15 protein-coding genes are annotated in these 18,743 nt (G+C 65.4%); 1 reads left to right on the top strand and 14 read right to left on the bottom strand.

The window, feature by feature from the left end; all coding sequences use genetic code 11:
- Positions 1–181 precede the first annotated feature (181 nt).
- Positions 182–898: a hypothetical protein gene (locus VF716_RS05120; protein WP_053527502.1), complete on the top strand. Its 717-nt coding sequence runs from the start codon at positions 182–184 to the stop codon at positions 896–898.
- Here the strand turns inward: VF716_RS05120 and VF716_RS05125 are convergent.
- The 14 genes from VF716_RS05125 to exaC form a co-directional block, all read right to left on the bottom strand.
- Positions 884–4,033: an efflux RND transporter permease subunit gene (locus tag VF716_RS05125; protein ID WP_053527503.1), complete on the bottom strand. Its 3,150-nt coding sequence runs from the start codon at positions 4,031–4,033 to the stop codon at positions 884–886. The two genes, VF716_RS05120 and VF716_RS05125, sit on opposite strands and share 15 nt — an antisense overlap.
- Positions 4,030–5,526, bottom strand: coding sequence for an efflux RND transporter periplasmic adaptor subunit (locus VF716_RS05130; RefSeq protein ID WP_279640601.1), 1,497 nt, complete (start codon positions 5,524–5,526; stop codon positions 4,030–4,032). The genes VF716_RS05125 and VF716_RS05130 overlap by 4 nt, the downstream gene beginning before the upstream one ends.
- A complete protein-coding gene (locus tag VF716_RS05135; protein WP_049324394.1) occupies positions 5,523–6,776 on the bottom strand; it encodes a TolC family protein in 1,254 nt (417 codons plus the stop codon). Before VF716_RS05135 ends, VF716_RS05130 begins: the two co-directional genes overlap by 4 nt.
- A gap of 90 nt (positions 6,777–6,866) precedes the next feature.
- Entirely contained in the window at positions 6,867–7,211 is a 345-nt protein-coding gene (locus tag VF716_RS05140) for a hypothetical protein (protein WP_440552088.1), read from the bottom strand.
- A gap of 52 nt (positions 7,212–7,263) precedes the next feature.
- On the bottom strand, positions 7,264–8,964 hold the full coding sequence (locus tag VF716_RS05145; RefSeq protein ID WP_013982764.1) for a hybrid sensor histidine kinase/response regulator: 1,701 nt from the start codon (positions 8,962–8,964) through the stop codon (positions 7,264–7,266).
- Positions 8,948–10,111, bottom strand: a complete 1,164-nt coding sequence (gene ercA, locus VF716_RS05150) for an alcohol dehydrogenase-like regulatory protein ErcA (RefSeq protein ID WP_017245086.1) — start codon at positions 10,109–10,111, stop codon at positions 8,948–8,950. The genes VF716_RS05145 and ercA overlap by 17 nt, the downstream gene beginning before the upstream one ends.
- A gap of 108 nt (positions 10,112–10,219) precedes the next feature.
- Positions 10,220–12,154, bottom strand: a complete 1,935-nt coding sequence (locus VF716_RS05155) for an alpha/beta hydrolase family protein (protein WP_343427182.1) — start codon at positions 12,152–12,154, stop codon at positions 10,220–10,222.
- The gene (gene pqqE / locus VF716_RS05160; protein ID WP_019406225.1) at positions 12,151–13,305 is read right to left on the bottom strand and encodes a pyrroloquinoline quinone biosynthesis protein PqqE; all 1,155 of its coding nucleotides are present in this window, start codon (positions 13,303–13,305) and stop codon (positions 12,151–12,153) included. Before pqqE ends, VF716_RS05155 begins: the two co-directional genes overlap by 4 nt.
- Positions 13,277–13,555, bottom strand: coding sequence for a pyrroloquinoline quinone biosynthesis peptide chaperone PqqD (gene pqqD, locus VF716_RS05165; RefSeq protein WP_011913210.1), 279 nt, complete (start codon positions 13,553–13,555; stop codon positions 13,277–13,279). The genes pqqE and pqqD overlap by 29 nt, the downstream gene beginning before the upstream one ends.
- A gap of 85 nt (positions 13,556–13,640) precedes the next feature.
- The gene (pqqC, locus tag VF716_RS05170; RefSeq protein WP_013982760.1) at positions 13,641–14,393 is read right to left on the bottom strand and encodes a pyrroloquinoline-quinone synthase PqqC; all 753 of its coding nucleotides are present in this window, start codon (positions 14,391–14,393) and stop codon (positions 13,641–13,643) included.
- 71 nt (positions 14,394–14,464) lie between these two features.
- Positions 14,465–15,376, bottom strand: coding sequence for a pyrroloquinoline quinone biosynthesis protein PqqB (gene pqqB, locus VF716_RS05175; RefSeq protein ID WP_049339063.1), 912 nt, complete (start codon positions 15,374–15,376; stop codon positions 14,465–14,467).
- Positions 15,377–15,423: 47 nt separating this feature from the next.
- Positions 15,424–15,495, bottom strand: a complete 72-nt coding sequence (gene pqqA / locus VF716_RS05180) for a pyrroloquinoline quinone precursor peptide PqqA (RefSeq protein WP_080977618.1) — start codon at positions 15,493–15,495, stop codon at positions 15,424–15,426.
- A gap of 179 nt (positions 15,496–15,674) precedes the next feature.
- The gene (locus tag VF716_RS05185) at positions 15,675–16,793 is read right to left on the bottom strand and encodes an oxidoreductase (RefSeq protein WP_014596672.1); all 1,119 of its coding nucleotides are present in this window, start codon (positions 16,791–16,793) and stop codon (positions 15,675–15,677) included.
- Positions 16,794–17,033: 240 nt separating this feature from the next.
- Positions 17,034–18,554: an acetaldehyde dehydrogenase ExaC gene (exaC, locus tag VF716_RS05190; protein ID WP_440552095.1), complete on the bottom strand. Its 1,521-nt coding sequence runs from the start codon at positions 18,552–18,554 to the stop codon at positions 17,034–17,036.
- Positions 18,555–18,743 lie beyond the last annotated feature (189 nt).

The following is an 18,743-nucleotide window of genomic DNA, read 5'->3' on the forward strand; positions in this document are numbered from 1 at the left end:
AGCTGGCTTGGCTGCTCGCTTTTTCAGGAGCGAACTCTACCAAAAAAATCATCGACCGGACCGATCAAGACGCCGCTAACTGATCGAGATCAGTAGTCGGCCGCAGCAGCCGACGAACTGCATGCTGAACGCCGATGGACGGTCAAAGTCTCAACCCCTGAGGCTTTCGCTCAGGACTCCCATGCTCACATTCATCGCCGCTCTGGTGCTGACGCTGACCCACTTGGCGGCAGGCAGGCTGAGCAAGCTGCACAGCCTGCCCCGCAGCCGCTGGTTATCGATGGCCGGTGGCGTGGCAGTGGCCTACGTATTCGTTCACCTGTTACCTGAGCTGGCACAGGGCCAGCAGGTCATGGAGGATAGCGGTTTTCACCCGCTGCGCTACCTCGAACATCATGCCTACCTGCTGGCATTGATCGGCCTGGCCGGCTTCTACGGGCTGGAGCGGCTGATCAAGTCTCACCGTAGCGAGCGTTCCGACGACGAGCCAACTCATGCCGGCGTGTTCTGGCTGCATATCGCCGCCTTCGGCGGATACAACGCACTGATTGGCTACATCCTCGCCAACCGCGATCCGGCGCAGACACTGGAGCTGATCTGGTACAGCGTCGCCATGGCGTTGCATTTCATGGTCAACGATGTCGCCCTTCAGCACGACCATCAGCAGCTGTTCGCCCGCAGCGGCCGCTGGGTCCTGGCGGCCGCCACGCTGGTCGGCTGGGCGGTCGGCGCAACCACAGAGCTGTCCGAGTTGGGCGTATCGGCCGTGACCGCCTTTATTGCAGGGGCGATCATCCTCAATGTGCTCAAGGAAGAACTGCCTTCCGAGCGCAACAGCCGTTTCGGCGCGTTCCTCCTCGGGTCGCTGGGCTATTCGGGGCTGCTATTGCTGCTGTAGCCCGGCTGCGCGGCTCCCACCGGGCTTGCGCATCAGCCGATAGATGGCCGGAATCACGAACAGCGACAGCAACGGCGCGCTGAGCATGCCGCCGACCATCGGCGCGGCGATACGGCTCATCACCTCGCTGCCGGTACCGGCGCCGAGCAGGATCGGCAGCAGCCCGGCGACGATCACCGCCACGGTCATTGCCTTGGGCCGCACACGCTGCACCGCGCCCTCACGGATGGCCTCGCACAGCGCCGCCTCGTCGAGAAGCCCCTTTTGCTGCTGCTCGGTCCAGGCGTTCTTCAGATAGAGCAGCATGATCACGCCGAACTCCGCGGCGACGCCAGCCAGCGCGATGAAGCCAACGCCCGTGGCCACCGACAGGTTGTAGCCCATCAGGTAGAGGAACCAGACACCTCCGGTCAGCGCGAACGGCAGCGTGAGCATGATCAGCAGCGCCTCGTCCAGACGGCCGAACGTCAGGTAGAGCAGCACGAAGATGATGAGCAGCGTGGCCGGCACCACCAGCTTGAGCCGCTCGTTGGCGCGTTCGAGGAATTCGAATTGCCCCGAGTAGCTCAGGCTCATGCCCGGCAGCAGGCTGACCTCGGCGGCGACGGCCCGGCGCAGGTCGGCAACCACCGAGGCGATGTCGCGGCCACGCACATCCACGTACACCCAGCCGGCCAGCCGCGCGTTCTCGCTGCGCAGCATCGGCGGGCCGTCGCTGACGCGCACCCGTGCCACACTGCCGAGGGTAACCTGGCTGCCCAACGGGGTGAGGATCGGCAGTTGCTCGAGCGCCTGCGGGGTGTCGCGCCATTCACGCGGGTAACGCACGCTGAGCGGGTAGCGCGCCAGCCCTTCCACGGTTTCGCCGACGGTCTCGCCGCCGATGGCGCTGGCCACGATGGACTGCACGTCGGCAATGTTCAGCCCGTAGCGCGCCGCGTCGCGTCGGTCGATGTCGATATCGATGTAGCGCCCGCCGACAAGCCGTTCGGCCAGCGCCGAGCTTACCCCCGGCACCTGCTTGGCCACGGCTTCCACCTGCTGGCTGACACGGTCGACCTCCTCCAGGTTGGCACCGGCGATCTTCACGCCGATGGGACTCTTGATGCCGGTGGCGAGCATGTCGATGCGGTTGCGGATCGGCGGAATCCAGATGTTGGTCAGCCCCGGCACTTGCACGGCGCGGTCCAGCTCCTCGACCAGTTTCTCCGGGGTCATCCCGGCACGCCACTGCTCGCGCGGTTTGAAACGGATGGTGGTCTCGAACATCTCCAGCGGCGCCGGATCGGTGGCCGACTCGGCGCGCCCGGCCTTGCCGAACACCGTCTCGACCTCCGGCACCGTGCGGATCATCCGGTCGGTCTGCTGTAGCAGCTGCACGGCCGTCTGCGCGGACAGCCCCGGCAGCGCAGAAGGCATGTAGAGCAGGTCGCCCTCGTCCATCGGTGGCAGGAACTCGCCGCCCAACCGGGAGACAGGCCACAGCGTGGTGGCCAGCACCAGCAGCGCCACCACGATGGTCGACTTCGGGTGCGCCAGAACCGCTTCCAGCGCCGGACGATACAGCTGGATCAGCCCGCGGTTGAGCGGATTGCGCGTCTCGTCCGGCAGCCGGCCGCGGATCCAGTAGCCCATCAGCACGGGCACCAGGGTCACCGATAGCCCCGCGGCGGCGGCCATCGCGTAGGTCTTGGTGAAGGCCAGCGGGCCGAACAACCGGCCTTCCTGGGCCTCGAGGGTAAACACCGGGATGAACGACAGGGTGATGATCAGCAGGCAGAAGAACAGTGCCGGCCCGACCTCCTGCGCGGCGCGGGTCATCACCTGCCAGTGCTCGTCGCCCTCCAGCACCTGGCCGGGATTGGCATGCCGCCAGGCCTCGGCCTTCTTGTGGGCGTTCTCGATCATCACCACCGCGGCATCGACCATTGCGCCGATGGCGATGGCGATGCCGCCCAGCGACATGATGTTCGCGTTGATGCCCTGATAGCGCATGACCGCAAAGGCGATCAGCACGCCGATCGGCAGCGAGACGATGGCCACCAGCGACGAGCGCAGGTGCCAGAGGAACAGTCCGCAGACCAGCGCGACGACGATGAACTCCTCCAGCAGCTTGAAGCTGAGGTTCTTCACGGCTCGGTCGATCAGCTGGCTGCGGTCGTAGGTGGTGACGATTTCGACGCCCGCAGGCAGGCTCCCCTTCAGCTCGTCGAGCCTGGCGTGCACGGCGGCCAGCGTTTCCCGCGCGTTCTTGCCGCTGCGCAGGATCACCACGCCGCCGACGGTCTCGCCCTCCCCGTCCAGCTCAGCGATGCCTCGGCGCATCTCCGGGCCGAGCTGCACGTGCGCAACATCGCCCAGGCTCGTCGGCACGCCGGCAGCGCTGAGCTGCAGCGGGATGCTGCGAAAATCCTCGAGCGTTTGCAGATAGCCCGAGGCACGCACCATGTACTCGGTCTCGGCCAGCTCAAGCACGGCGCCGCCTGTCTCCTGATTGGCCATCTCGATCGCCTGGATCACCTGCGCCTGGGTCACACCCAGGCTGGCCATCTTCAGCGGGTCGAGCACCACCTGGTACTGCTTGACCATGCCACCGATGGTGGCCACCTCGGCAACGTTGGGCAGGGTGATCAGCTCGTACTTGAGGAACCAGTCCTGCAGGCTGCGCAGTTGCGCCAGGTCATGTGCGCCACTGCGGTCGATCAGCGCGTACTGGTAGATCCAGCCGACGCCAGTGGCGTCCGGGCCCAGCGATGGCTTGGCTGCGGCCGGCAGCCGACTTTGCACCTGGCTGAGGTATTCCAGTACCCGCGAGCGCGCCCAGTAGAGATCGGTACCGTCCTCGAACAGCACATAGACGAAGCTGTCACCGAAGAAGGAATAGCCGCGCACGGTCTTCGCTCCCGGTACCGAGAGCATGGTGGTGGTCAGCGGATAGGTCACCTGGTTCTCGACAATCTGCGGCGCCTGCCCCGGATACGCCGTGCGGATGATCACCTGCACGTCGGAAAGGTCCGGCAGGGCGTCGATCGGCGTGGTACGCACCGCCCAGATGCCCACCGCGCTCATCAACAGCGTGGTCAGCAACACCAGGAAGCGATTGAGCACGGACCAGCGAATCAGCGCGGCGATCATGGCTGCTGCTCCAATAGCTGCAGGCGCTCGATCAGAAGCCCCTGGTCGGTCTCGCGCACCGCGAAACGGATGTGGGCCTGCGGCTGTACCCCCTGCAGCAGCGCGACGTCGGCAACCGAGAAGCGCATGGTCATGCCGGGCATACCCAGGGTGTTGAACGGCCCGTGGGCGATCCTCAGCTGCTCGCCGTCCAAACTCAGCACTCTTCCCTCGGCCTCATGCAGCGCGGGCGCCGGCTGGACAGCACCGTGCACGTGGCCGTGCGCGGCAGCATCGACGACCGGCGCCGCAACGATACCGCGCAGGCTGGCTTCGGAATCGAGCAGGAACTGCCCTGAGGCGACCACCTGCTGGCCTTCCTCGAGGCCGCGCAGGATCGCCGTGTGGTTGCCGCTCTCGCGGCCCGTCTCGACCTCCACCGGGCGGTAGCGTCCGCCGGCTTCGGCGAGCATCACCAGCGCCCGGCGGCCGGTGCGGATCACCGCCTCGCTGGGCACCAGCAGCACCGCGGCAGTCTCGCTGCCGGCCAACGTCACCTGTGCGGTCAGCCCGGGGCGCAGGTGCCCCTCCGGATTGGGCAATTGCACCCGCACGCGCAGGGTGCGGCTGGCCGCGCTGGCCTCCGGCAGCACCGCGCTCACCTCGCCTTCGATGACCTGGCCCGGCAGCGCCGGCAGGCGTGCTGCGGCCTGCTGTCCAACCTGGATGCCTGCACTCTGCGCCTCCGGCACCGCGACCTCGAGCCAGACGCTGTCCAGCCCGTTGATTCGCGCCAGGGGCGCTCCGGCTGCCAGTGTCATGCCCTCGCGCACCTCGAGCTCCTGCAGCACCCCGGCCAGCGGTGCGATCACGCTGATGGTCGCGTCGATCTTGCCGCTACGCTCGAGCCGGCTGATCGTCGAGGCCGGCATCCCGGCCAGGCGCAGGCGCTGGCGGGCGGCGTCCAGCAGCGCAGCGTCGCCGGCACGCCGCAGCGCCAGGTATTCCTCCTGCGCGGCGGCCCACTCGGGGATCAACAGATCCGCCAGTGGCGCACCCTTTTCGATCAGGTCGCCCGGTGCATGGCGGTAGACGCGCTCGACGAAGCCGTCGGCGCGCGTCTGCACCAGCGCCACGTCGCGGGCGTTGTATTCGAGCACGCCCACTGCATCGATGCGGCTTGCGAGCGGACCACGCCTGACCGTGGCCAGGCGCACGCCGAGATTCTGGGTGACGCCGACGTCGATGCTGATGGCCGCCGCGTCACCGTCCTGGTTGGCGTAGCGCGGCACCAGATCCATGTCCATGAAGGGTGATTTGCCGGGCCTGTCGAAGCGATGCTGAGGAACCATCGGGTCGTACCAATAGAGCACCTGGGCATGGCTGCCGGCTTCGGATGTCGACCCGTGCGCTGCCATGTCGCCGTATTGGCGGGCGAACCAGTAACCCCCTCCCGCCCCGACCGCGATCGCCACGCCTAGCAGCGTGATGCTTGCAAGAACAGTACGGCTCATTTGGCTTCTCCGTAGGCGACGTGCAGACGGGTCCGGGCGATGGCCTCCAGCCCTTGCAGGTCGATGTGCTTCAGACGGGCCTCAATCAGCTCGTTGCGTGCGGCGAGCAGCGCATCCAGCTCGCCGCGGCCGGCGCGGTAGCTGCTCATCGCCAACTCGACCTTCTCGCGAGCCAGCGGCAGTTGCAGCTCGCCACTGCGCGCCAGCGCGCGCTGCAGCCGCGCCAGCTCGGCGAGCTCGGCCTCCAGTTGCTCGGCAATCTCGCGCGCCACGGCCTCGCGCTCGGCCTCCAACCGGTTGAGCTCGGCGTGGCGTGCGGCGATCCGCGGGTTCTGCCGGCTGCGCTGGAATACCGGCAGGTCGAAGCTGAATTCCAGGTTGAGCATGTCGCCGAATTCGCGACCACGCTTGAGGTAGGCGACCTCCCAGGTCCAGTCACCCCTCTTCTCAGCGGTGGCCTCGCGGATGCGCGCCTGGGCTTCGCGGGCCATCGGGGCAAAGGCGCTGAGTTGCGGATGCCGCTCGAACTGATGGAGCAGCGTCTGGCGCTCGATGGGCCAGCTGGGCAACTCGCCGCTCAGCGGCTGATTGCCCTCGGCGCCAACCCAGCGCAGCAGTGCGGCGCGGGCCAGGCGGCGCTGCTGCTCCAGCTCGTCCTCGCGTTCGGCGAGCTGGGCCGCCTCCTGACGCGCCGCGACCTGGTCGGTCAGCTGACCACGTCCACCGGCGAGGCGCGCGCGAACCGCGTCGGCGAGCAGGCGATTCTCAGCCCGCAGCTCGCCAAACAGGTGCAGCTTGCGTTCCACCGCGTGGCTGGCGATCCACGCCTGCGCCGTGACCAGGCGCACCTTCAGCGCCTCGATCTCGCGTGCGGCCTCGGCGCGGCCGATGGCGGCATGGGCGACGTCGGCGCGTGCCCGACGCTTTTCGTGGTTGGGCATCTCCTGCATCAGGCCGACCATGCGCATGGTCATGCCATCGTCGTTGAGGCTCCAGCGCTCGGAGCCCTCGATGGGCAGGCTCTGTACGCCAAGCAGCAGTTTTGGGTCGGGCAGTTCGCCGGCGGCAATGGCTTCGCTGCGCACGGCCTGCACGCGGGCCGCCTCGGCACTCAGCGACGGCGCGTGCTGGCCGGCCAGACGTAGCGCCTCGTCGAAGGTCAGCCCGGCAGCCGTGCCGGGCAGCCAGAAGACGAACAAGGGAAGCACGGCCGGCAGCGCTCGGCCCATGCGAAAGAATCGGATCATCATGGAGAGATTCCTCGGTGTCCTGCACGCCGCAGGCGGCATGCATCCGGCGCTCAGCGCGCGGGCGCAGAGCGAGTCAGGGTGGCGAAGGAATCAGTGACGCGGCGGACGCCAGACGTCGGCGCCGGAACGGGCGGGAAGGAACTCGAGATAGGCGGCGCCGAGCAGCGGAGGTGCAGCGTTCAATACCGGCCTGGCGAGCATCGTCACAAGCGGGCTGCCGGTCTTGCACTGGTGCCCGCCGTCGCACAGCGGATTGCTCTGGTGCGCGTGGCCGTCTTCATCCGGCGCGACCGCCATATGGCCGGAGTGCTCGGCCGCCTGGGCATCTTTCTGCATCTGACACGGCAGCGCGCTCAGCGGCGACGCCGCCATCCCGTTCAGGGGAAGCGCGAGGCTGAGCAGCAGGACGAGCAAGAGACGCAGGTAGGCTTTCATGGACCGCAGTCTAGCCGGCAGCCCAGAGGGAAAAACTTGACCAAGATCGGGTTCAGCTCGCTTCCAGCCCCACCGCGGATGAATTGCCTGCGAGCAGATGGCTGAGTACCGAGCGCATCTTGCCGGGCTTGACCGGCTTGTTCAGCACCGGCACACCACAGCCCTGCAACTGCTGACGGCACTCGTCGCTGCGATCAGCGGTGATCATCACCACCGGCAGCGCCTGGCCGAACCGTTCGCGCACCGTCAACACCACATCCCAGCCGGTAAGGCCGCCGTCCAGGTGGTAATCGGCGAGGACCGCATCTGGTGCCCGTCCGTCCAGCGCAAGCAGGGCGCTCTGCGTGTCGGTAGCCGTGAGCACTTCGCAACCCCACTGCTCCAGCAGCGCGGTCATGCTCAATAGAATGCTCTCCTCGTTGTCGATCACCAGCAGCCGTCGCCCTGGCAGCGGATCGCCCAACTGCGGCAGGCTCACTGGCGTGGCGATGCGCTCGCGCGGCGAGGCGTCGGCCAGCGGGACGTCGATGCTGAACACCGAGCCACGGCCCGGTCGTGAACGCACCAGCACAGGGTAGTCGAGCATGTTGGCAATACGATCGACGATCGCCAGCCCCAGCCCCACCCCGCTGCGTTTGGTCGATCTGCCGATGCCCAGCTGATTGAACTCGAGGAAGATCGCCTGCAACTCTTCGGGGGGGATTCCCCTTCCGGTGTCCCAGACCTCGATGCGCAGCGCGCCGGCATGTTTGCGCGCGCCGATCAGCACGCCGCCGCTGTCGGTATAGCGGCAGGCGTTGCTGAGGAAATTGCGCAGAATCCGTGTCAGCAGGCGGAAGTCCGTTCTGACGGCGAAGCGCGGGACGTGGTGCTTCAAGCGAAGCCCGGCGGCAGCGGCCACCGGTTGGAATTCGGAAACCAGCGGCAACAGGACATCGTCCAGCGTGTAGATGTCGATGTCCGGTTTGATGGCCGCCTGGTCGAGCTTGGAGATATCGAGCAGGTCGGTCAGCAGATCCTCGGCGCCCTCCAGCGCCTGGTGCGCACGCTCGACCAGATGGCGTTCACCCTGCGGCAGGGCACGCTCGCGCAGCGTCGAGATGAGCAACCGCGCAGCGTTGAGCGGCTGCAGCAGGTCGTGGCTGGCAGCAGCGAGATACTTGTCCTTGCTGAGGTTGGCGGCCTCCGCCGCATCTCGCGCCTCGCGCAATTCGCAGGTGCGCTCGGCGACGCGACGCTCCAGTTCCTCATTGAGCTGCAACAGGCGCAGCTGGGCGAGCTTGCGCTCGGTGACGTCGGCGACGAAGCCTTCCACCAGGCCGTCCTCGTCCGGTTTGAGCAGCAGGTTCATCACCACGTAGATGGCGCTGCCATCCTTGCGGCGCAGGCGTGTCTCGTAACCGAACAGCCCGTGCTGCTGGCTCAGGGTGTGGCGGATCTGGCGCAGCTCGTCCTCGCCGCCGATGAACAGATGGTGTGACAGGTCGGTCAGCGCCCAGAGCGCCTCTTCCGGACCTTCATAGCCAAGCATTCGCGCCAGTGCCGGATTGGCTGCGCGGATGCCTTCCTGCAGGCTGGCCTGGAAGATGCCATGCACCGCATGCTCGAACAGCCATTTGTAGCGATTGCGTTCGGCTTCCAGCTCTTCCAGGCGTGCCAGCAGCTCGGGGTAGTGGCTCTTGCGCGCCGAATGACTGCCGAAGCCGAGCAGTTGCGTCAGTGCCTGATGCTGATCATCAGAGGGCTTCGGCATAGACCACCTCGACGTCCCGCTGCGTCGACGAGCGTGGATTGGTCAGGATGCAGGGGTCCTGCATGGCGTGTTGCGAGAGGAACGGGATATCGGAGAGGTTCACGCCGTGCAGGCTCAGGGTTTCGCGGAAGCCGATGCGCTGCTTGAGATCGATCAGATGCTGCACCAGGCGCTCGCGCACCTGTCGGTGGCTCAGCCCGCGTGAATCGATGCCAAGGGTCTCGGCGACTATCCGGTAGCGATCAGGTGCAGCGTCGTAGTTGAAGGCCACCACATGCTCGACCAGCACGGCATTGCATACGCCGTGGGGCAGGTCCAGATAGCCGCCGAGGCTGTGGGACATGGCATGCACGGCGCCGAGGATGGCATTGGAGAAGGCCAGCCCGGCCTGCATGCTGCCGAGCATGATCTGCTCACGCAGCGCGATGTCCGCCGGATTGGCGATCATCTGCACCAGATTGCCGTTGATCAGCCGCATGGCCTCCAGCGCGTGGGGGTCGGTCAGCGGGCCGTGGCCGGTGGAAACGAAGGCCTCGATGGCATGCACCAACGCATCGATACCGGTGCAGGCGGAGAGAAACGGGTCCATGCTGAGCGTGGTTTCCGGATCGATCAGCGAAACATCCGGCACGGCGGCCTTGCTGACGATCGAGAACTTCATCCGCTCTTCCTGATTGGAAATGATCACGAACTGCGACACATCCGCCGAGGTGCCGGCAGTGGTGGGAATCAGGATCAACGGCGGGCTGGGCACGCGCAGGGTGTCGACGCCCTCGAATTCATAGATATGCCGCCCATGCGCGGCCACGATGCCGATGCCCTTGGCGCAATCCATCGGGCTGCCGCCGCCGACTGCAACGATCACGTTGCAGCCCTCGCTGCGATACAGCTCGGCACCGAGCATCACCTCTTCGCAGCGCGGATTGGGCGAAACGTCAGTGAACAGGCAGTGCTCGATGCCCTGTCGAGCGAGGCTGGCCTGCACATCGGCCACCCAGCCGGCCTTGACTACGCCCGGATCGGAAACCACCAGCACCTTGCGCGCGCCGAAATTGCCCGCGCAGGTGCCCACGCTATGGCGGCAGCCGGCACCAAAGATGATTTCAGGGGAGACGAACTTGCGCTGGAGGCTGATATTCGGGCTCATGACTGCGGCCTTTTTTATTTTTTGTAACAACGGGCGCAAGCCTACTGCATTGCTCAGTTAAAGCAATGCGCCTAACGGCTGGCGGCGCCATCCGTCCGGCGGAAAGAGCTACAGCAGCCCCTGGTAGAAGCGCAGCTCGCGCTCGAGCGCATCCGCCAGGTTGGCAGCCTGACGAAAGCCGTGGCGTTCGTCCGGGTAGAGACGGTACTGCACCTCGACGCCGCGGCTCTGCAGTGCTGCCACCATGGATTCGGTCTGCTCGGGTAGCACCACGGCGTCCTGCCCGCCCTGCAGGAAGAGCACCGGTGCGGCGATGCGCTCGGCGTTATGCAGCGGCGCGCGCTCGCGAAAGCGCTCCGGCACCCGCTGCGGATCTCCTATCAGCCAATCCAGATAGTCGCCTTCGAACTTGTGGGTGACCCGGCGCAGCGCCAGGGGGTCGCTGACGCCATACAGACTGGCGCCGCCGCGAAACAGATCGGTCGCCACCAGTGCGCTGAGGGCGGTGTAGCCGCCGGCGCTGGAGCCACGGATGAACACCCGCTGCGGATCGATAGCGCCCTGCTGCGCCAGTGCGCGGGCTGCCTGGCATGCGTCTTCCACATCCACCACACCCCATTGCTCGCGCAGGCGTTGTCGGTAGGCCCGGCCGAACCCGCTGCTGCCGCGGTAGTTGACGTCCACCACGGCGAAGCCGCGCTGCGTCCAGAACTGGATGCGCGGGTCGAACACCGGGTAGCACGCCGACGTCGGTCCGCCATGGATGAACACCACCAGCGGTGGCAATGTGCCGTGCTCGCCGCGGCAGTTCGTATTGCGCGGCGCATAGAAGAACGCATGGGCGGTTTCACCATTGCCGGTCGGGAATCGCATGGGCTGCGGGCACGAAACCTGTGGCGCGGCAAGCGGAGTCGCTCCGCCGGCCAGAACCCGCACCGAGCCGTTGGTCCGGTCAATGGCCAGCACCGCCGGCGCGCGCTGCGTTGCACCTGCGATGCAGAACAGGTGGGTGGCGTCCGCAGTGAGCTGGCGGCAGCGGCTGAACGCACTGGCCAGCTGCTGCCCGCCTCCGGCGCCGTGTTCGAACAGCCAACCGTAGCCGTCGACCATATGGGTCATCAGCAGGCCGCCGTCCGCCAGCGGCACATAGCTGCTGGTCCCCAGCTGCCAGGGCGCAGGTGCGCAGTCGAAATTCCGTGTCGCCTCCGACTCCGCTGCGATCAGTGGGTGCAATGCCCACGCACCGTCGACCTCGGCCCAGGGCTGCCAGTAGCCCAACCGGTCACTGAGACAGATCAGCTGACCGTGTTCGGTGAAGCGCGGTTGCTGCAGCGACTCCCCGCCCGCGCCGCCAGCCACGCACCTCACCGCGCCCCAGCCCCCGTCTGCCTGACGCTCGGCGACGCACAGACGGGTCGAGGTCCAGGGCTGCTCCGGGCGATCCCACTCGATCCAGGCCAACTTTCGACCATCCGGAGTCAACATGGGCGACGAGTAGAAGTCGGCCCCTTCGACGACGATACGGCGAGCGCCGTCGGACAGCGTGAAGGCCACCAGCCGGTGCAGGATACCGTTGTCTTCGCTGGACTCTTCCAGGGCGATGACGGCCGCGCCCTTGGGGTCGTACTGCAGATCACCGTAACGGCAGCCGGGACGCTCGGTCAGCGCTGCAGGCAGGGATGTGGCTTCCGGGTCAGCCTGCGTTTGCAGGTAGATCTGCTGGTCCGCCTCGTTGACGAAGGCGAGCCCCTGCCCGGTTAGGCAGAACGCGCCGCCGCCGTATTCATAGACGCGACTGCGTACCGAGTAGCCGGCTGGCGTCACGCAGCACGCCTGGCCGGCCTGCCAGAACCACAGGCTGCAGCGACCCTCGGCGGGGTCGTACTCGATCCAGAACAACCCACCCTGCCCGGCCCGCAACTCGGCGAAGTCCCGGCTGGCGGCCGCAGCGGCTTCGGCACTCCAGTCGCTGGGCCAGAAGCCATAGGGCAGCACCTCGGCGGATGGATGAAGCATGGACGAATCGTTGCGGGGCGATTTCATACCTTGAGGATGAGCTTGGAAGCCTTCTCGTTACGATGCTGCAGCTGATCGAGGCCCAGCGCGCCGTGGTCGGCCTGATCGCGAGCCGCAAGGATCTTGCCGTGGTGTGCCGACTTGCTGCACACGGGGTCGGCATTGGCGGCATCGCCGGTGAGCATAAAGGCCTGGCAGCGGCAGCCGCCGAAGTCGCGCTCCTTCTCGTCGCAGCTGCGACAGGGTTCAGGCATCCAGTCGTAACCGCGAAACCTGTTGAAGCCGAACGAGTCTCGCCAGATGTATTCGATGCTGTGCTCGCGCACGTTCGGGAAAGTCACCGGTAACTGTCGCGCGCTATGACAGGGCAAGGCCGTGCCGTCCGGGGTGATGTCCAGGAACAGGTTGCCCCAGCCGTTCATGCAGGCCTTCGGCCGTTCCTCGTAATAATCGGGCGTGACGAAGATCAGTTTGCACGGATGGTTCTCGGCGGCGAGCTTGTCGCGCCACTCGTTGGTGATCCGCTCGGCACGTACCAGCTGCTCCTTGCTCGGTAGCAGCCCGGCGCGGTTAAGTTCGGCCCAGCCGTAGAACTGGCAGGTGGCGAGCTCGACAAAATCGGCCTCGAGCTCGATGCACAGACGAATGATCTGGTCGATGTTGTCGATGTTGTGCCGATGTGTGACGAAGTTGAGCACCATCGGATAGCCGTGTTTTTTCACCGCACGGGCCATTTCCAGCTTGTGGGCGAAAGCCTTCTGCGACCCGGCGAGCAGGTTGTTCACCTCCTCGTCTGCGGCCTGGAAGCTGATCTGGATATGGTCGAGGCCGGCATCGGCGAAGCTGGCGATCTTCTCTTCGGTAAGGCCGATGCCTGAGGTGATCAGGTTGGTGTAGTAGCCGAGCCCGCGAGCGGCGGCGATCAGCTCGACAAGGTCCTGACGGACCAGCGGCTCGCCTCCCGAAAAGCCCAGCTGGGCGGCTCCCATCTCCCGCGCCTGGCGAAATACCTCGATCCACTCAGCCGTACTCAGCTCATCGTGGCTGCGGGCGAAGTCCAGCGGATTGGAGCAGTACGGGCACTGCAGCGGGCAACGATAGGTCAGCTCCGCCAGCAACCAGAGCGGCGGACCCGGCTCGTAGCCGGGTTTAGCGAAGCTCGATCCAGAACCGTTCAACGGCGACCTCCAGGAACGCGACGATATCCTCTTGAATGCCTTCGGCCTCCGGGTAGCGAGCCTGCAGGTCGGCGACGATGGCGCCCACGGTCCTTGTCCCGTCCACCTCGGTCAGCACTGCTGCGGCGCTCTCGTTGAGTTTGATCATACCTTCCGGATAGAGCAGCACGTGGCAGTTCTGCGCCGGCTCCCACTGGAAGCGGAAGCCGCGGCGAAAGGATGGAACCTGGGTCAGTTGAATTTCGCTCATCTCTTTTCTCGTCAATGGCCGGGCGGGCGTCGATCAGCCGTGGCAGTAGCGGGCCGAAGCCCAACCCTGCACGACGTGCGCCCCGTCAGAAGCTGATGCCCTTGTGCCAGACCCGGTCGCGGGTGACGGTATGGTACGGCGGTCGGTCCAGCTCATAGGCCATGCTCATGGCGTCCAGCATGCTCCACAACACATCGAGCTTGAACTGAAGGATCTCCAGCATGCGCTCCTGCGCCTCGCGGGTGCGATAGTGGTCCAGGGTGATGCGCAGGCCGTGCTCGACATCGCGGCGGGCTTCCTTCAGGCGCTTGCGGAAGTAGTCATAGCCCGACGCGTCGATCCAGGGATAGTGCTGCGGCCAGCTATCCAGCCGCGACTGGTGGATGGTCGGTGCGAACAGTTCGGTCAGCGAGCTGCTGGCTGCTTCCTGCCAGCAGGCCCGACGGGCAAAGTTCACGTAGGCATCCACTGCGAAGCGCACGCCGGGAAGCACCAGCTCCTGCGACAGCACCTGCTCACGGTCCAGACCCACGGCCTCGGCCAGCCGCAGCCAGGCTTCGATGCCACCCTCCTCACCCGGCGCGCCATCGTGGTCGATGATGCGCTGAATCCACTCGCGGCGGGTGTCGCGGTCCGGACAGTTGGCCATGATCGCTGCATCCTTCACCGGGATGCAGACCTGATAGTAGAAGCGGTTGGCGACCCAACCCTGAATCTGTTCGCGCGTCGCCTGCCCGGCATACATGGCCCGGTGGAACGGGTGATGGATATGGTAGTACTCGCCCTTGGCGCGCAGCGCCTGTTCGAATTCGGCGGGACTCATGGCTGGCAGGTTCATAACGGTTTCAGTTCCTTTCTTGTCGTTCTGCGCTCGTTCGGCCTGTGGCCGGCTGCGGCAATGTCTTGGCTTCAGAGCTCGATGTTCATGCCGTCGTAGGCGACCTCGATCCCGTGCTCGCCAAGGATCTCGCGCTCGACGGAATCCTCGTCGAGGATCGGGTTGGTGTTGTTGATATGAATGAGGATCTTGCGCACCGCCGGCATGCCGTCGAGCACCTCGATCATGCCGCCCGGGCCGCTCTGCTGCAGATGGCCCATTTCGCTGCCGAGCTTGGTGCCGACCTCGCGCACGAGCATCTCGTCATCGCGCCACAGCGTGCCGTCGACCAGCAGGCAGTCGGCCCGGCGCATGGTGGCCAGCAGCTCTTCGCTGACCTGGCCCAGCCCCGGCGCGTAGAACAGTGTGCCGCCGGTGTTGCGGTCTTCGATGAGCAGACCAATGTTGTCGCCGGGGTGCGGGTCGTTGCGGTGCGGCGAATAGGGTGGCGCCGAGCTGCGCAGCGGGATCGGCGTGATATGCAGGTTCGGGCAGCAGGGAATGCTGAAGTTGCCGCGCAGGGTGATCGGGTTCCATTTCAGGCCGCCGTTCCAGTGCTCCAGCATGTTGAACAGCGGGAAGCCGGTGGTGAGGTCCTGATGAACCATCTCGGTGCACCAGACTTCATGCGGGCAGCCTTCGCGCAGCGTCAGCAGGCCGGTGGTGTGATCGATCTGACTGTCCAGCAGGACGATCGCACCGATGGCGGTGTCGCGGGGCGCACGGGCCGGCTGCAGCGTCGGAAAGGACTCGAGCTGGGCGCGGATGTCCGGCGACGCATTGCACAGGATCCAGTCGACACCGTTGTCGCTGATGGCGATGGACGACTGGGTACGCGCCTTGGCGTTGAGCGTGCCGGCGCGCAGGCCCGCACAGTTGGCGCAGTTGCAGTTCCACTGCGGAAAACCCCCACCCGCGGCGGAACCGAGAATTTGGATGAACATGGACAGCCCCCAAAAGCAAAGCCCCGGCCGGAGCCGGGGCTGATCGATCAACGGTTTGCGAAGTACATGGTGACTTCGAAACCAATACGCAGGTCGGTGAAGGCGGGTGTAGTCCACATAGGTCGGTCCTCTTTTTATGGTGCCGGAAGATTCCGACAGCCCAATTAAGCCCCCTGTTCTGCTTCAAGCAGAATGGTACTTTGGAAGGAGACAGCGCCGTGCCTTGGTAGTGCCCGACGAACGGCAGCCATCTGTTACCAGGTTTCGCGATTCAGCTAACGCCTCGTTGCCGGGCATGTCAACTCGAACGCAGCGCTGGCCGATCATTGGCATTGCGCCACGCCAGTTCGTTGGTGATGGTCGCCATGGGAACAAACATCGAACCGTCGAAATCGCTCAGCTCGATGCCTTGCTGAATGCGTTGCGGCCAATCGTTGTTGGCCAGCGCCGCCTTGCCAACCGCCACCAGATCCATCTCGCCTCGACCAAGCAAGGCCTCGGCCTGCTCGCCGGTGACGATGGCACCGTTGCCGATCACCGGGATCGCTACGCTGCCCTTGGCGATGGCGGCAAGGCTCGGGCCTTCTCCGAAGGCCGGTGCACGGGCATCGGGCTCAGTGATGTGCAGATAGTCGAGCCCTGCATCAGCCAGTACACGGAAGCGCTGCCGGGCCTGTTCCTCGCCGCCCTCCCATTTGAGTCGGCCGTCGCAGACCATGCTCTGCGACAGTCGCATCCCCACCACGAATTCCTCGCCCACCGCCGCCCGCACGGCAGCGATCACCGCCAGTGGCATGCGCAGGCGTTCGAGAAACGTCCCACCCCATTGATCGCTGCGCTGGTTGAACTCGGCGCTCATGAATTCGTGCAGCAGGTAGCCGTTGGCGCCATGCAGCTCGACTCCATCGAAGCCGGCCTCCCGCGCGTGCCGGGCCGCCAGCGCGAAACCGGCGATGGCCTCCTGGATATCCTCTTCGCTCATTTCAGCCGGCGTCGCGTAAGGACCCTCTCCGCCATAGAACTTCAGCTGAGATCCGCTCGGTTGTACTGCCGATGGAGCCACATGGCGGGCGTGATGGATGTTGCCTTGGGTCTGGGCACCGCCATGCATGAGCTGGGCGATGAACGCCGCACCGGCTTCGTGAACCGCCTGCACGATGGGTTTCCAGCTGTCCCGGTGCGCGTCGGTGGCGAGCCCGGGCTGGTTGAAGTAGCCCTGGCTATAAGCGGTATCGGTATAGACACCCTCGCTTACGATCATCCCGAAGCCGCCTTTGGCAAAGGATGCGTAGTAGTCGCGCATCAGTTCGTTGGCAGCGCCCTCGGGCTCGGCGCTGACCCGCGTCATGGGTGCGACGACGGCTCTATTGCGCAAGCGCAGGTGCTTCAGCGAGCAGGGCTCGAGCAATTGCGGCATGGGTGACCTCCTCTGCTTTCGATGTTGGCCTATGCAGATGTGAGGCGCTTCAGCTGGCGGGAGTTCGATAGCCGCGATGGCTGGTCGAGTCCGGAGCAAAAAAAACGCGGCCGGGGCCGCGTTGCGATAGGAACCATACGCTCGGTTCGAGGGGGTACTTCAGAAGCGGCGCAGGTTCCTGCACTTGACGTGCGTAGCAAAATAAACCGGCGCGCTGGAGCACACGCGCCGGGGCCCTCATCAGAAGAAGCCGAGCGGATTGATGTCGTAGCTGACCAGCAGGTTCTTGGTCTGCTGATAGTGGTCGAGCATCATCTTGTGCGTTTCGCGACCGACACCGGACTTCTTGTAGCCGCCGAACGCGGCATGTGCCGGATACAGGTGGTAGCAGTTGGTCCAGACACGGCCGGCCTTGATGCCGCGACCCATGCGGTAGGCGCGGTTGATGTCGCGGGTCCAGACGCCAGCGCCCAGGCCGAACTCGGTGTCGTTGGCAATGGCCAGGGCTTCGGCTTCGTCCTTGAAGGTAGCGACGCCGACCACCGGGCCGAAGATTTCTTCCTGGAACACACGCATCTTGTTGTGACCCTTGATCAGGGTCGGCTGCACGTAGTAACCGGAGGCCAGGCCGCCTTCGAGCTTCTCGGCTGCGCCGCCGGTGAGGATCTGCGCGCCTTCCTGCTGGGCGATTTCCATGTAGGAAAGGATCTTGTCGAACTGCTGCTCGGACGCCTGGGCGCCGACCATGGTGTCGGTATCCAGCGGGTTGCCGCGCTTGATCGCCTTGACCTTCTTCATCACCACTTCCATGAAGGGCTCGAAGATCGATTCCTGAATCAGCGCACGCGACGGGCAGGTGCAGACCTCGCCCTGGTTGAAGAAGGCCAGTACCAGACCTTCAGCGGCTTTCTCGATGAACGCAGGCGCCGCATTCATGATGTCTTCGAAGAAGATGTTCGGGCTCTTGCCGCCCAGTTCCACGGTGCTGGGGATGATGTTCTCGGCCGCGCAACGCATGATGTGCGAGCCAACCGGGGTCGAGCCGGTAAAGGCGATCTTGGCAATGCGGGTGCTGGTCGCCAACGCCTGACCAGCTTCGCGGCCGAAGCCCTGAACGATGTTCAGCACGCCCGCCGGCAGCAGGTCACCGATGATCTCGATCAGGACCATGATCGACAGCGGAGTCTGTTCGGCCGGCTTGAGCACGATGCAGTTACCGGCAGCCAGGGCCGGAGCCAGTTTCCAGGCCGCCATCAGCAGCGGGAAGTTCCATGGGATGATCTGCCCGACCACGCCCAGCGGCTCATGGAAGTGATAGGCCGCAGTGTGCTCGTTGATCTCTGCGGCGCTGCCTTCCTGGGCGCGGATGCAACCGGCGAAGTAGCGGAAGTGGTCGGCGGCCAGCGGTACGTCGGCGTTCAGGGTTTCACGAACGGCCTTGCCGTTGTCCCAGGTTTCGGCGACGGCGAGTTTTTCCAGGTTGGCTTCGATGCGATCGGCGATCTTCAGCAGGATATTGGCGCGGTCCTGCACCGAGGTACGACCCCAGGCGTCGGCGGCTGCATGCGCGGCATCCAGCGCCCTCTCGATGTCTTCAGCGCCCGAACGCGGGAATTCGGCGATCACTTCACCATTGACGGGCGAGGTGTTGACGAAGTACTCGCCTTTGACCGGCGGGACGAACTCGCCACCGATGTAGTTGCCGTAACGGGGCTTGAAGGAAACGACGGCGCCTGGGGTACCGGGCTGGGCGTAGATCATGATGGGCCTCTCTTCTTCTGCTTGTCAGAGCCTGCGCCGGGAAGTGCGCAGGGCATGGACCGATCTTAGGCAGCCCGCTCCAGGCTCCGGTATGCACCCATGGCAGCGGAGGACTCCTCATTTGGTAGTAGATGCCAAGGCGCACAGCCCGCTGTATCGCGGCTTCTAGCCTATCTCCGACGCGCGTTT

The sequence above is a fragment of the Stutzerimonas sp. Brlt_14 genome (assembly GCF_051948915.1).
Taxonomy (GTDB): domain Bacteria; phylum Pseudomonadota; class Gammaproteobacteria; order Pseudomonadales; family Pseudomonadaceae; genus Stutzerimonas; species Stutzerimonas stutzeri.

Coding starts and splice junctions, on each gene's coding strand:
- VF716_RS05120 (WP_053527502.1), top strand. CDS start 182: ATGCTCACATTCATCGCCGCTCTGGTGCTGACGCTGACCCACTTGGCG.
- VF716_RS05125 (WP_053527503.1), bottom strand. CDS start 4,033: ATGATCGCCGCGCTGATTCGCTGGTCCGTGCTCAATCGCTTCCTGGTG.
- VF716_RS05130 (WP_279640601.1), bottom strand. CDS start 5,526: ATGAGCCGTACTGTTCTTGCAAGCATCACGCTGCTAGGCGTGGCGATC.
- VF716_RS05135 (WP_049324394.1), bottom strand. CDS start 6,776: ATGATGATCCGATTCTTTCGCATGGGCCGAGCGCTGCCGGCCGTGCTT.
- VF716_RS05140 (WP_440552088.1), bottom strand. CDS start 7,211: ATGAAAGCCTACCTGCGTCTCTTGCTCGTCCTGCTGCTCAGCCTCGCG.
- VF716_RS05145 (WP_013982764.1), bottom strand. CDS start 8,964: ATGCCGAAGCCCTCTGATGATCAGCATCAGGCACTGACGCAACTGCTC.
- ercA (WP_017245086.1), bottom strand. CDS start 10,111: ATGAGCCCGAATATCAGCCTCCAGCGCAAGTTCGTCTCCCCTGAAATC.
- VF716_RS05155 (WP_343427182.1), bottom strand. CDS start 12,154: ATGAAATCGCCCCGCAACGATTCGTCCATGCTTCATCCATCCGCCGAG.
- pqqD (WP_011913210.1), bottom strand. CDS start 13,555: ATGAGCGAAATTCAACTGACCCAGGTTCCATCCTTTCGCCGCGGCTTC.
- pqqC (WP_013982760.1), bottom strand. CDS start 14,393: ATGAACCTGCCAGCCATGAGTCCCGCCGAATTCGAACAGGCGCTGCGC.
- pqqB (WP_049339063.1), bottom strand. CDS start 15,376: ATGTTCATCCAAATTCTCGGTTCCGCCGCGGGTGGGGGTTTTCCGCAG.
- VF716_RS05185 (WP_014596672.1), bottom strand. CDS start 16,793: ATGCCGCAATTGCTCGAGCCCTGCTCGCTGAAGCACCTGCGCTTGCGC.
- exaC (WP_440552095.1), bottom strand. CDS start 18,554: ATGATCTACGCCCAGCCCGGTACCCCAGGCGCCGTCGTTTCCTTCAAG.